The organism is Chryseobacterium sp. WX (assembly GCF_029542485.1).
Lineage (GTDB): Bacteria > Bacteroidota > Bacteroidia > Flavobacteriales > Weeksellaceae > Chryseobacterium > Chryseobacterium cucumeris.
In genome coordinates, this window is sequence record NZ_CP120710.1 from 3156014 (window position 1) to 3169887 (window position 13874).

General features: G+C 35.4%; 13 protein-coding genes. 7 read left to right on the forward strand and 6 right to left on the reverse strand.

The features are described 5' to 3' along the window. Positions 1-28 precede the first annotated feature (28 nt). Positions 29-1246 carry a PQQ-dependent sugar dehydrogenase gene (locus PZ898_RS14175; RefSeq protein ID WP_277693599.1) on the reverse strand — a complete coding sequence of 406 codons (1218 nt, stop codon included), beginning with the start codon at positions 1244-1246 and terminating at the stop codon, positions 29-31. Between the two features lie 106 nt (positions 1247-1352). On the opposite strand from PZ898_RS14175, the gene PZ898_RS14180 reads away from it, so the two are divergent. The 5 genes from PZ898_RS14180 (at position 1353) to PZ898_RS14200 (ending at position 7525) form a co-directional block, all read left to right on the forward strand. Continuing rightward, positions 1353-1724 (forward strand): BlaI/MecI/CopY family transcriptional regulator, encoded by a 372-nt coding sequence (locus PZ898_RS14180; RefSeq protein ID WP_062676105.1) that lies wholly within the window; start codon positions 1353-1355, stop codon positions 1722-1724. A gap of 2 nt (positions 1725-1726) precedes the next feature. Next, complete coding sequence (locus PZ898_RS14185) at positions 1727-3139, forward strand: M56 family metallopeptidase (protein ID WP_277693600.1); 1413 nt, start codon at positions 1727-1729, stop codon at positions 3137-3139. Positions 3140-3315: 176 nt separating this feature from the next. Then, positions 3316-5307 carry an excinuclease ABC subunit UvrB gene (gene uvrB / locus PZ898_RS14190; protein WP_062676107.1) on the forward strand — a complete coding sequence of 664 codons (1992 nt, stop codon included), beginning with the start codon at positions 3316-3318 and terminating at the stop codon, positions 5305-5307. A 294-nt stretch (positions 5308-5601) separates the two neighbouring features. Continuing rightward, positions 5602-6939, forward strand: coding sequence for a hypothetical protein (locus tag PZ898_RS14195; protein ID WP_277693601.1), 1338 nt, complete (start codon positions 5602-5604; stop codon positions 6937-6939). A 13-nt stretch (positions 6940-6952) separates the two neighbouring features. Next, positions 6953-7525: a DUF6705 family protein gene (locus PZ898_RS14200; protein ID WP_216443666.1), complete on the forward strand. Its 573-nt coding sequence runs from the start codon at positions 6953-6955 to the stop codon at positions 7523-7525. Between the two features lie 162 nt (positions 7526-7687). Here PZ898_RS14200 and PZ898_RS14205 read toward each other — a convergent pair whose 3' ends face one another. The 4 genes from PZ898_RS14205 to PZ898_RS14220 all read right to left on the reverse strand — a co-directional run bounded on the left by PZ898_RS14205 (position 7688) and on the right by PZ898_RS14220 (position 10557). Next, a complete protein-coding gene (locus PZ898_RS14205) occupies positions 7688-7882 on the reverse strand; it encodes a DUF3820 family protein (RefSeq protein WP_253297289.1) in 195 nt (64 codons plus the stop codon). Positions 7883-7936: 54 nt separating this feature from the next. Next, entirely contained in the window at positions 7937-9016 is a 1080-nt protein-coding gene (locus tag PZ898_RS14210) for an AI-2E family transporter (protein ID WP_062676108.1), read from the reverse strand. A 14-nt stretch (positions 9017-9030) separates the two neighbouring features. Beyond that, a complete protein-coding gene (locus tag PZ898_RS14215; RefSeq protein ID WP_062676109.1) occupies positions 9031-9759 on the reverse strand; it encodes a hypothetical protein in 729 nt (242 codons plus the stop codon). Between the two features lie 72 nt (positions 9760-9831). Continuing rightward, the gene (locus PZ898_RS14220) at positions 9832-10557 is read right to left on the reverse strand and encodes a hypothetical protein (protein ID WP_062676110.1); all 726 of its coding nucleotides are present in this window, start codon (positions 10555-10557) and stop codon (positions 9832-9834) included. A 45-nt stretch (positions 10558-10602) separates the two neighbouring features. Here PZ898_RS14220 and PZ898_RS14225 point away from each other — a divergent pair, with 45 nt between their 5' ends. Together PZ898_RS14225 and PZ898_RS14230 are read left to right on the forward strand one after the other, a co-directional pair. Further along, complete coding sequence (locus PZ898_RS14225) at positions 10603-11580, forward strand: aminodeoxychorismate synthase component I (RefSeq protein ID WP_062676111.1); 978 nt, start codon at positions 10603-10605, stop codon at positions 11578-11580. Then, the gene (locus PZ898_RS14230; protein ID WP_277693602.1) at positions 11564-12190 is read left to right on the forward strand and encodes an aminotransferase class IV; all 627 of its coding nucleotides are present in this window, start codon (positions 11564-11566) and stop codon (positions 12188-12190) included. The genes PZ898_RS14225 and PZ898_RS14230 overlap by 17 nt, the downstream gene beginning before the upstream one ends. Positions 12191-12192: 2 nt before the next feature. Here the strand turns inward: PZ898_RS14230 and menD are convergent, their stop codons facing one another. Beyond that, positions 12193-13863: a 2-succinyl-5-enolpyruvyl-6-hydroxy-3-cyclohexene-1-carboxylic-acid synthase gene (gene menD / locus PZ898_RS14235; RefSeq protein ID WP_277693603.1), complete on the reverse strand. Its 1671-nt coding sequence runs from the start codon at positions 13861-13863 to the stop codon at positions 12193-12195. Positions 13864-13874 lie beyond the last annotated feature (11 nt).

Here is a 13874-nt window from a genome sequence, read left to right on the forward strand (position 1 = left end):
CAGAATAAAATTTTGATACAGTTTTTTTCTACTTTTTTGAAATTTTATAAAGCTTACCGCTGTCTGTTACTGCATAAAGATTCCCATCCATCCCGTTTAATACATCACGGAAACGTTCTTTCTGATCTGTAAGAAGACGTTCTTCACCCACTACTTTATTATCTTTCATAACAACTCTGTTAATGTGCTCTCCACTCAGGCATCCGATAATGAGATTACCTTTCCATTCATCAATATTTCCTGTATAGAAAGTAATTCCGCTTGGTGAAATCACAGGATCCCAATAATAGACAGGTTGTTCGGTTCCTTCTTTTTGAGTGATACCCTGTCCTACTTTATCCCCTGAATATTCGATACCATAGGTTACATCTCCCCAGCCGTAATTTTTTCCCGGTTGAATCAGATTGATTTCATCACCCCCTCTTGGCCCCATTTCAACATCCCAGAGCCTGCCATTGGGATCGATAGCCATTCCTTGCGGATTTCGGATTCCGTAAGCATATATTTCAGGTTTATAACCGGGTTTCCCAATAAAAGGATTTCCCGGCGCAGGTTTACCATCTTTTGTAATCTTTAAAATCTTGCCTAGATAATTATCTGTTTTCTGCGCATATACACGGGTTACTTTATCTGATCTTTCTCCTGTACTGACAAATAAATGCCCATCTTTATCAAAAGCCAGACGGCTTCCGTAGTGCTTATCTCCGTCATAAGAAGGTTCAGCACGGAAAATAACTTTTACTTCTGAAATATTTTTAAGATCTGCAGACAGCTTTCCTTTTGCTACAGATGTTAAGTTTCCTTTTCCAAAAGGTTCCGAAAAACTGAAATAAATAATATTGTTGGTTTTAAAATCAGGATCAAGTGCTACATCCAGCATTCCGCCCTGTCCTTTTGAATCTACTTTTGGAAAACCTTCAATCTTTGACACCTGTTTTCCATCTGTTGAAACCACATTCATATACCCTTTCTTATCTGTGATGAGAAATTTTCCGTCAGGTAGATTAATAATTCCCCATGGTCTTCCAAGGTCTTTATTCAATATTTCTATGGCATAGGGCGTTGTTGTTTTTACAGCCTTGATTCTTGTCTGCCCTTTAAATGCAGGCTTATAATCAGAATTAGGATTTTCCGTTTCCACACTTCCGTCATTTCCAGTCCGCTGAGCATTGGCATGATTCTCTTTGCATGAAGATAAAAAAAGAAAAAGGCTTACTACAGGAATATAAAATTGATTGATTTTCATATCATTATAATTAGATGTTATACAACGAATGGAAAAATAATGCCAATAAAATTTGCACATATCAATTTTTATTCTACATTTGTAGAATAAATTACAAACTTGTAGAATGAAAGAGATTAAACTAACTGATTCTGAAAAAAGCCTTATGGAAATTCTTTGGGAAAAGAAAACTGTTTTCATGAAGGACATACTGGAAGCCTATCCGGATCCAAAGCCAGCACCAACAACTATTGCAACCTTACTTAAAAGAATGCAAAACAAAGAACTGATAGGCTATAAACTTTATGGAAATTCCCGCGAATACTTTCCAAAAGTAGAAAAAGGGGAATATTTTAAGGAAGAAATGACTTCTATGATTGACCGCTTTTTTAACAGCTCTGTAACGCAGTTTGCATCATTTTTTACATCCAATGCCAAACTTAGCCAAAAGGAACTGAAAGAACTTCGTGATATTATTGATGAACAAATTAAAGAATAAATATGACTGCTATTATTGTGAAAATAATTCTGTGTTCTTCTATTTTCATTGCTGTTTATTATCTGTTTCTGGAAAAAGAAAAAATGCTCAGATTCAACAGGCTTTATTTATTAAGTTCGTTAGTACTTTCTTATATAATTCCTTTTGTTACCATTACTCTTCCCAATCACAGCACTGAGAAAATGCCGCAAATGATCATAGAAGAAACGGCACAACAACTGGTTTTTATCCCTCAAAAGCAGGAAAGTTTTAACTGGATGAATTTGGTATGGGAAATTTATATTTTCATCACCCTATTTCTGTTGATAAAAAGCTTTATTTCCCTTGTGAAGCTCAAAAAAATATCCGGAAAGAGACATATTTACCAAAGCCATACTATATTATTGACAAAAGAAAATCTTTCCCCTTTCAGTTTTTGGAATACAATGTATATGGGCGAAAACTATATGAAAAACGATACAATAGATCAAAGAATTTTCATTCACGAAAGAACTCATATTGAACAAAATCACAGCCTTGACCTATTAATTTTGAACACTTTAAAAGTCTTTACATGGTTCAATCCTGTTCTTTTCCTTTATAAGAAAGCGATGATCACAAATCATGAATTCCTGGCAGACGAAGCTGTCGTGAAAAGCAATTGCAACATCAAAGATTACCAGAATCTTATTCTTGAAGAAATTCTGAACCATCAAAATCCTCCTTTGACTCATTCATTTAATTTTAATAACACCAAAAAAAGATTTATTATGATGAAAACAAAAAAATCAAAATTTAGTCTGCTAAAGAAAACAGCAGGAATCACCGTTTTAATTACTGCAGCTGTCTTATTTTCTGAAAGAACATATGCAGGAAATTCCACTCATGTTTATCTTTCTGAAAGAATAGCAGAGATCCCGGATCAGATTGTACACAAGGAATCAAAACAAACAGATTTAAAAAGTCAGGACTATTTTGAAAAAACCAAGGAAGAAGGAAAGTCATCTGGTATAATAGATTCCCAAAAAGAAGAATTGAAAAAAGTTCCGGATACAATAATTCCGAAAGTAGATAAAACACGCGAAAGTAAAGACACAAATTCATCGGTCAATACCCAACAGAATACGAACGAATTTCCAGCACAATATCCCGGAGGGCCTAAAGACTTAAAAATCAAAATAAGCAGAAGCGTAGATGTGAGTAAGTTAGGAGACTATAGCAGCCCTATAACCTCTACCGCGTATATTCATATCAATGAAGCAGGAAAGACAACTCTGGTAACTACTTCGGGAGAAAATGAAATTCTGAACCGGGAACTTTTAAAAACAGTCACTGAAATCAGTAATGAAACAGTATGGATACCTGCAATGAAAGATGGAAAAACCATTGCTTCAGTATTGAAAGTTCCGGCAACAATGACTTTTACACGACCATAACAATAAAGCGCTTTTTTCAGCGCTTTTTTATTTTTTCAATTTTTCGTAATCAGACAACTTCAAAAAATCAAAAATCAAGGATGATAAGTTAAAATTATATTATCAAAATATTCACCTTCAAAACATTATACAGCCTAATAATTTCTTTCGTATTTTTGTTGTATACATTCTTTTCTATGGATTTTAAGCTTCAATCAGAATATAAACCTACCGGAGACCAACCTCAAGCTATTGAAAAACTTACTGAAGGAATAGAGATCGGTGAGAAATATCAAACGCTTTTAGGGGTAACAGGTTCCGGAAAAACCTTTACTGTTGCGAATGTGATACAAAAAGTACAACGTCCAACTCTGGTACTGGCACACAATAAAACGCTTGCTGCACAGCTCTTCATGGAGTTTAAAGAGTTTTTTCCCGAAAACGCAGTGGAATACTTTGTAAGCTACTATGATTATTACCAGCCTGAGGCTTATATTGCCACAACAGGAACTTATATTGAAAAAGACCTGAGTATCAATGAAGAGGTAGAAAAACTACGTCTTTCTGCAACTGCCAGCCTTCTTTCGGGAAGGAGAGACGTTTTGATTGTGGCTTCTGTTTCATGTATTTATGGTATCGGGAATCCTACCGAATTTCATAAATCTTTGATTTCTATCGCTATTGGTGAGAAAGTGACAAGAACAGCACTTCTCCATTCACTAGTTAATGCACTGTATGCCAGAACGCTGAATGAATTCCAGAGAGGAACATTTCGTGTAAAAGGGGACGTAATCGATGTCTTCCCTGCCTACACTGATAATGCGATCAGAATTCAGTTTTTTGGAGATGAAATTGAAAAGATTCAAAGTTTCGACCCTGTTACTGGAAATGTAGAGGATAATTTTGATCAGATACAGATTTATCCTGCCAATCTTTTTGTAACATCGAAGGAAACCTTAAATGGTGCCATTAAAGATATTCAGGACGACATGGTAAAACAGGTGGATTTCTTTAGCTCCGTTGGGAAGCCATTAGAAGCAAAACGACTTCAGGAAAGAACTGAACTGGATCTTGAAATGATTAAAGAACTGGGCTATTGTTCAGGGATTGAAAACTACTCCAGGTATCTGGATGGTCGTCTTCCGGGAACAAGACCTTTCTGTCTGATTGACTATTTCCCTAAAGACTTTTTAATGGTCATTGATGAAAGCCACGTAACTGTTCCGCAAGTTCATGCCATGTATGGGGGAGACCGAAGCAGAAAAGAGGCGTTAGTGGAGTACGGTTTCAGACTTCCTGCAGCGATGGACAACAGACCTTTAAAGTTTGAAGAATTTGAAGCTATTCAGAATCAGGTTATTTATGTTTCTGCAACGCCTGCAGATTATGAACTTGAAAAAACGGGAGGTGCTTATATTGAACAAATCATCCGCCCTACCGGGCTTCTTGATCCGATTATTGAAGTAAGACCTTCACTGAACCAGATTGATGATCTGATGGAAGAAATCCAGAAAAGAGCTGATGCGGATGAAAGAGTACTGGTAACTACTTTAACCAAGAAAATGGCAGAGGAACTTACGAAATACTTTACCAAGTTCGGAATCAGAACGAGATATATTCACTCAGATGTAGAGACCCTGGAACGTATTCAGATCATGCAGGATCTTCGTTTAGGACTTTTTGATGTACTGATTGGGGTTAATTTATTGAGAGAAGGTCTGGATTTACCTGAAGTTTCTCTGGTTGCTATTCTGGATGCTGATAAAGAAGGAATGCTTAGAAGCAGAAGATCAATGATCCAAACTGTGGGCCGTGCCGCAAGAAACGTGAACGGAAAGGCAATCATGTATGCAGACAAAATCACAAAATCCATGCAGGCTACTCTGGATGAAACCGAATACCGCCGTGCCAAGCAAATGCAGTACAATGAAGATCACGGTCTGAAGCCCAAAGCCTTAAATAAAAAGATATCCGAAAATCTCGTAGGAAGAAGCAAAGACTTCCCGGATGAAAAATATACGCAAAAAGAAATCCTTCAGAAAGTTGCGGAAACAAAAGCGACTTATGCCAGTGAAGATATTGAGAAAATGATTGCTCAGAAACAGAAAGAAATGGAATCTGCAGCAAAAAATCTTGACTTTATAAAAGCAGCCAAGCTGAGAGATGAAATTGCAGCTTTGAAAGCTTAAAAGGATTAATGATAAAATAATTTCGGCGGCATCGAAGATGCCGCCGAAATCATATACTAAAATGGGTATACTTTAATTTTACAATTCATTCCTTACTGCTGCTCTGATGGGAACCAAAAGATCCATCAATCCGCTTAATTTTATTTAATACGAGATTGAAACTAATAATATGACACATTTTGTCGTTCCACATATATAAATTGGTGGGAAAATATTTCAAAATACAGGGAAAAACGATATGCTGCCAAATGAAAAATATTATATATTTGCCGACTTAAAAATTATAACAAATCGATGAACAAAAAATTTATCTTGCGATTACTGCTATTAGTAACAGTATCTTTGTTTTTTTTCAATTCGTGTAGAACTGATGAAGTTACTCAAGAAGAAAAAAGAACTGAAAGAGAAAAAATCGAAGCATTTAGTAGGTTTGAGAACAATCTGGCTTCGCAAAAAAAATCACAAAAAGGTAGCTCTGAATACATCAGCTATCATGAACCTTTTAAAGAAATTATTCAAACATTTATGAAGAATAATCCGTCTTACTCTAAAAGGTTTAATGATGATGTAGGAGAAATCTATTTTAATCTTAGAAGTATTACTTACGGAGAAACAACAAAAGGAATTGCCTACCCTATCATAAAAGACGGCTCAGTTAATGCAGTATTGGTAGGATTGGTCAATCCCAAAAGAGATTGGGTTAATTTTATAGTTTTGAAAAATAATTCACCTGAAGTACAGAGTATAATTACAAATTTTCAAAACGTTTATAATTCACCTACAATAGCATCAAGAGGTGGACAGCCTGAGCAAACAGAAGATATACTACCTGTCATAATTACTGTTTATGGAGACATTACCGGACCTGTTAATCATTATTACCAACCTTATGTAGATTACGGAAGCAATGGCGGCGGAATGAGTGGCGGATCTGAGACCTACGGAGGAGCTGGCGGAAGCCAAACACAAAACCCTCAGGACCCGAAGAATCCTTGTGAAAAGACTACTGGTATAATAACCAATACCACTGTCAAAGCAAAAATTGATGAGCTTAAAGCACAATCTACTTTAGGTGGTGAAAAAGGAGTAAAATTGAAAGTAGACGGAACGCCCTCCGAGATCATAAGCGGAGGGGCACACAGTGTAAATTTTGGAGATAAAACAGGCTATGCAGGAGGTTATCATAACCATACTCCAACAGGAATACCTATGTTATCACCACCAGATGTTGACCAGTTATTAGGTTTTGCGAGAGCACAACCAACTTCTAACTCTGAAAATGTTAAAAATGCATTCGTTGGAATGGTGGCTCCAAATGGCATGCACTATGTTATTTGGTTTAACGGATCGTATCAGGATGCTTTAACCAATTATTCACAAGACAATATAAATGGCTATATTCTTGATTATGTAAAGACTGAAAGTGATTTAACTGATTTTGCAAAAAATGGTAATACATATATTAATAGTGATGGAACAATTAATAATTTAGGAGTGGAAAAACTTTTTTTTGAAACTATAAAAAATATGGGATTAGAAGGAAAAGTTAACTTACAAAGAATAGAAAATGATGGTAGTGTAAAAAATATTAATCTGAATGGCAATAATCAGCCAACCTCAACTACTTGTTAATAAATCAATGAATATGAAAACAAATATCAAAACAACAATACTTTTTAGTCTTTTTATAAGCTTTTTATCTTGTAAAGCACAAACAACACTTCCATTAAATACTTCTTTGAAGGACATTCCTGCTAATTCTTATTTAAAAGATTTAAATAACGAACTAAATTCATACACTGGAATATTTCAAGGAAATTTTCAAGGGAAAAGTATCACACTGTATATCTCCAAAATAGAAAATAAGTTACAAAAAAGTTCACAAAAAATCTATTACTCAGATATTTTAGATATAAAGTATATTGTTAAAAACTCTTCTGGTGTAGTTTTGCAAGACACCAAGAATAATAATATCCCTTCAATAAACCTTTATAGTATAGGAACGAAACCTTATAATAATTCTGCTATATTCTTTTATAGTGGTACAAATTGCAACGTTGGATGGGGCAAAATAATTTTAAAAAAAATCAACTCTACACAGATTTCATGGGAATATAAACCAAATGATATAATTCTTGACAACAGTAAATGTCCCAGCGGAACAGATATTAATATCTATCTGCCTGAAACAAAAGATTTGATTTTTACTAAACAATAATTACACTCAATATCCTTAATTAAAAAAATGATTGGCTTTACCTATCTCCGGTAAAGCCAATCATTTTCATTTTATAATTAATTCTAAAAAATTATTCCAAATTCAATTAGACATATATGTCGTTCTATCTTCGATACCGCTGAGATTGATATATTTTAGTTTTTACAATCCGTTTCTCACTACTGCCCGGATAGGAGTCAAAAGATCCATCAAACCATTTAATTTGATCTCATAAACTGTTGACAGCTGCATTCCCAGTTTTCCTTTTGGCATTCCGTTTTTATTAAACCATTCCAGATAGCTGATGGGAAGATCCACCAGAACCGTTCCTTCATATTTACCGAAAGGCATTTTCATTACACAGATTTCTTTTAATATTTCGGGATTAAGTCCTTCCACGTTTTTATCTAATTAAATTAATTTTTCTTTAATATCATCCTGACCGGGTAATTCAAGATCAGGAGGGGTTTCTTCATCCGAAAATTCATTTCTGTATACCTGAACCAGCAGAAGGGTTAGTGAGATCAGAATAGGCCCGAAAATCAGTCCCATGAAGCCAAAAAGATTCATTCCCATGATGATTCCGAATACAGTATTCAATGGGTGAATATTTTCCAGTTTCTTTAAAAGGGTAAAACGAAGAAGATTATCGGTAAGACCTACTACTACAAGACAGTAGATGGCTAAACCTATACCTTGTCCTGTATTTCCTTCAGCAATCATAAAAATACACACCGGCACATATACAATAGCTGTTCCAACAACCGGTATTACTGATGCAGCAGCTGTTAAAGCAAAAAGCAGAATAGCTCCCGGCGCACCGAAAATCAGATAACCAATAAGAGCAACAATTCCTTGTCCTACTGCAACAACAGGAATTCCTATTGCATTGGCCATAATTAATTTTCTCATTTTATCGCCGATCAGGGAGATGTTTGCTCGCTTCAGCGGTGCGGAAGAAGTAAGGATCTTTTCAAAGAGTCTCGGTCTTTCCAGCATAAAATAGAGAATAAAATACATAGACATTACTACGGTAAGGGTATTGAATGTCCCACTGACTGCAGAAGTAGAAAATTTTCCTACATTATCTTTCAGCTTGGCCATATTTTCTTTGCTCAGAATATCAAACCCTGTTTTTGAGAAGATATAAGAATGTATTTTGTCCAGGAAAACATTGAATTTGGCCATATAAGCCTGTGCATTTCCCAGTTTATCAATAATGAGATCGGCAATAAAATAAATCGGAAGAATAAGAACAATAAGACTCGCAAACATCAATGCAAAGGCTGCCAGTGACGGTTTCCATTTTTTTTCTTCCTGCAGATAAAAATTGTATTTTCTGCAGACTACATAAATGGTAATTGCTCCCAACACCGACGGAATAAACAATGCCAGATTAAAACAGATCAATCCAGCCAATACCAGAATGATGGCCAGCAATGACATCTGCTTTATCGCAACACTGCTTATTTGTTTGTCCTTATTCATCATGTATTTTTATATTTTTATTTGCTGAACATAATTTGTCTTGGTTTTCCTAAGAAAGCACAATAGGTTGAGTACATTACAATCATAATAAACGGAGCTGTCAGGATAACCCCTATTCCGCAAAGAATAACCCCTGCAATAGAAATCAAAAACCCTAAAAACCCTGTCAATAAGAAAGTTCCATAGTTCTCTTTAGCAATGTTGAACGACTTTGATAAAGCTTCTGTAGCTGAAGCATTTTCAAATAACAGAATCGGATATCCTATTAAAAGGAAAGGATATACAAAAATGATAGGCAAAACACACAATGCCAGAGCTATCGAGGAAATAATCCAGGCAAGAAGACTATAAATCAAAATGTTCACAAAATTCTGGCGGTATCCGATAAAAAGATCGGAAAACTCAATAGGGTTTTTGGTATTGTATTTATTCACCATGTAGATCAATCCTACATACAAAGGAGATAATAAAAGGCCAAAAAGACTGGAAGCTCCCATATATAAAGGAAGTCCCGGTGCACTCCAATAATTAAAATCGCCTCCTGAAGATTTCATCTCTTCTACCATAGAAGCAGAATCAAATCCTGTAAGCATTTGAATAACAGAACCTCCGATCAGATAGATGATCATAGCTACAATTCCGTAACCGAAAACGCCTTTGTACATTTCAAAAGCATGAGAAATAATTGATCCCGTTTCTCTGTTGGGTACAGAGCCTTGCTGATCAAATTCGTTAAATTCAGACATAGTTTAAATATTTAATGATTTTACCAAATTTACTTTTTTTTAGTAAAAAATCCCATTAAACACGAATGAATTTTAACTTTTCTCCGAAAAGACTGTTTTATAAAGTGAATAAATCATCGCATTCCAAAAAGGAAAAGTGAAAAGTCCACCTATCAGAAACAAAGCAAAACCTAAGTACTTAAATAGAAAAGCAACGATCACACACACCATGATTTCAACGAAATACATTTTAAGCGCTTTAAAATTTAAGGAAATGGCTTCAAAAATTCTTTTATTGGTAAAGAACATCAATGGAGCAACAAAAATGGTTACAGCAACCCAAATTATAGCCAATACAACAGTAGGAATGGTAAATTTGTAAATAAAGAACCAGAAAAGAAAATAGCCTACATACTTAAAAAAATTAAGCCCGTTGTACCCTGCAAAAAGATCTCCTATTACAATATTCTCTTTAAGATCCATCTTACGGAAGATCTGGAACATTCCAAGATTTAAAGGATACAGAAATGCCGTGGTTGCCCAGATTGCCAATGTAAACATCTGATAATTTTCAGTAGCTGTTATTTGCTCCATTTTCTTCAGATAAACCTGAGTGCCCTGCATAAAGGCTTCCTGCAATTCTTTATTATAAGAAAAAATATCATACTTCTCTCCGAAAAGCATCACTCCTGTAAGCAAGATTCCAAAAAAGACAATGGAAAACATCAACTGAAAAACGAGTGTTTTATTCCAATAAAAAAAAGCCTGCTTCAATATAAAATCTATTCCCGGTTTCTGAGGATATTTATTCTGCATCATAAAAAAATTTATGCAAAAGTAAACATCAATAAGTACTTTTGCAGAATGTTTTCAGTGAATCATCAAAAATTTATGGAAATGGACGAACTTTCTCTTCAGAAGGTTCCCTATTTTTTCGTCATAGACTTTCTCTCGGAGAATGTTGAAATCTATCAGGAGCATGAAATTGAAAAAGAAGGTTTAATTATTGATTTTCAATACTTTTCAAACACAAAGGAGACACATAAACTGGACAAAAAAGTAATATGGAAATCTTTTCCTGAAACATTGGATAGCTTTCAGGCCGGCTTTAATAAAGTTCAGGAAAATATTCGTTTGGGAAACTCTTACCTAGTAAATTATACTAGAAAAACACGAATTGAGACCAATTTAACCTTAGAAGAAATTTTTTACCACTCAAATGCAAAGTACAAAGTTTTTTATAAAGATTTTTTTGTATTTTTTTCTCCTGAAACTTTTGTGAAGATCATTGATGGAAAAATTTTCACCTATCCTATGAAAGGAACAATTGACGCAGCTATTGAAAATGCAGCAGAAATTCTGAAGAATGACAGAAAGGAGAAGGCAGAACATTACACCGTAGTAGATCTTCTCCGCAATGATCTGAGTATGGTCGCTGATGAAGTAAAGGTGGACCAGTTCCAGCATATTGACTTTATCAAAACCCAGCAAAAAGATCTATATGCAATGAGTTCTGAAATTTCAGGAATGATAAAACCTGAATATGAAGGAAAAGTAGGAAGTATTATGCAGAAACTTCTTCCTGCCGGCTCTATTTTAGGAGCTCCCAAACCTAAAACACTGGAAATAATTCTGGATGCGGAAGGATATGACAGAGGATATTATACGGGAGTTTGCGGCTGGTTTGACGGCCAAAACGTAGACAGTTGTGTAATGATACGCTTTATAGAAAAAGAAGAAGACCAACTTTATTTCAAAAGCGGAGGCGGTATAACGCACATGAGTAAATTAGAAGACGAGTATCAGGAAATGAAAAATAAAATCTATGTCCCAATTCATTGAAAGCATTAAAGTAGAAGATCAGGAGGTTTTTCTATTGGATCTACATCAGAAACGTGTCAATCAGACATTTTCCCATTTCGGGAAGGAAGACTCTATTGATCTGGCCAAAATCTATAAAAACCTGCAACATGATGAGGATGGTCTTTTCAAACTGAGAATTGCCTATGATCTCGATAAAAGAATCAGGACACAGATGATTCCATACGCAATCCCGGAAATACATGATTTCAAACTGGTAGAAAATAACAGCTTCGACTATTCTTTCAAATTCGAGGATCGTAAAGAACTGGATAAAATGAAAGCTAAGGCGAAAGCTGAAGAAATTATCATTGTTAAAAACAATCATATCACCGATACATCTTTCTCTAACCTTTTGTTTTTGAAAGGAAAAGATTGGTTTACGCCTTCGACTTATCTGTTGAACGGAGTACAAAGACAGCATCTTTTAAAGCAAAAAAAGATCAAAGAAACGGAGATTACTTTACAGAACGTAAAGCAATTCACCCATTTCCAGATCATTAATGCATTGAATGATTTCGATGATATGTTTATCTATCCTATTGACAGAATTATCAATCTGCCAGGGAGTGAAGAATATCTTGATCTTTAAATCTATTTCATAAACTCAAAATACGACTTCAGTACATCTGCACTATTCTTCCCGTGAGTATTTACTTCCAGGATTTTTGGCTGTGCATCAGGTTTGAAGAAATTCTCAAGCACTCTGTCCAACGTAAGCTCATCCTCTACTCTGATATAGGAGAATCCGAAATGCTTCGCCAGGGATTCAGCGTTCTTGCGGTGTTTTGTAGCAATAAACTCGTCTAATGTATTCGGGTTGGCATTTCCAGGTCCCGGAATGATTTTAAAGATATTACCTTCACCATTATTGAAGATCATAATTCTTACAAACGGTGGAATATATTGGTTCCAAAGACCATTAATATCATAGAAGAAACTAAGATCCCCTGTGATCAATAAAGTTGGGTTTTCATTTTTGATGGCAAATCCCATTGCTGTAGAAGTAGATCCATCAATACCGCTTGTTCCTCGGTTACAATACATCTTTCTCTTTCCGAAATCAAACAGCTGGGCATATCTGATCCCAGATGAATTACTGAAGTGAATGTTATAGTTTTCGGGAATTGTCTGTGATGCTTTATTGAAGAAATAAAAATCAGAGAAATCAATTGTATTTAAAAATTGCTCGTGTTTAGCATCTTTTTTATCTCTTAAAACGTCCCAAAGATTAAAATAAGGTCTAGGTTCCAGATTGATAAATTTCAGCAGTTTTGAAAAGAAAACTTCCGGCTTCACCTCTATCTTTTCTGTCAGTGAGAAATAAGTATCAGGCTGCCATACTTCATCAAGATGCCAGTGCTGTTTTGGGCGGGCACTTCTCAGAAATTGCTTTACTTTTTTGGAAACCACATTCTGTCCTACTGTAATCAACAGGTCAGGAGCATATGTTTTATAATCCTCTTCGGTAAAATTGAAAATATAACGGTCTATATGTTTGAAGAACTTCTCATGGTGCAGATTTGAATTAGCTTCACTCAATACCACTACAGAATGATTTTTCACCAACTGAGTTAGCTGGTTTTCCAGTTCCGGGCTGTAGTCTCTTGTTCCCACCAACAGCATAATTCTTTGCGAAGTATGCCATTCTGCAATCAGATTGGACGGTATTTCATACTCTTTACGTTTGATGGTCTTTTCCACAGTTGGGAAAGTGGGAAGCTCAGATACCAGCTCATATAAAGGTTCTTCCAGAGGAATATTAATGTGTACCGGACCTTGCTTCTCAAAGCAAAGTTCAATAGCTTTTTTAATGATATCGAAATTAATATCTTCTGCATTCTCCTTACTGTCTTCCAAAAGCTGGAAGTCACCATAGGAATGCTGATGAAAAACATCCTTCTGCCTGATCGTTTGACCATCGAATATATCAACAAAATCTGTCGGCCTGTCTGCAGTAAGTACCAAAAGGGGCACATTCTGATAAAAAGCTTCAGTAACCGCGGGATAGTAGTTAACTACTGCTGATCCGCTGGTACAGGTAACCGCTACAGGCTTCTTTTCACTTTTTGCCATTCCCATTGCCACGAAAGCTGCACTTCTTTCGTCTACAATGCTGTAGCAGTTGAAACGATCTACCTCTGAAAAATGGATGGCCAAAGGAGCATTTCTTGACCCCGGAGAAATTACGATATCTGCAATTCCGTACTGCTGAAGAAGATGTGCAAGTATTTGGATACTTCTCTTAGAAGAATATTTTTTCATACAGCAAATTT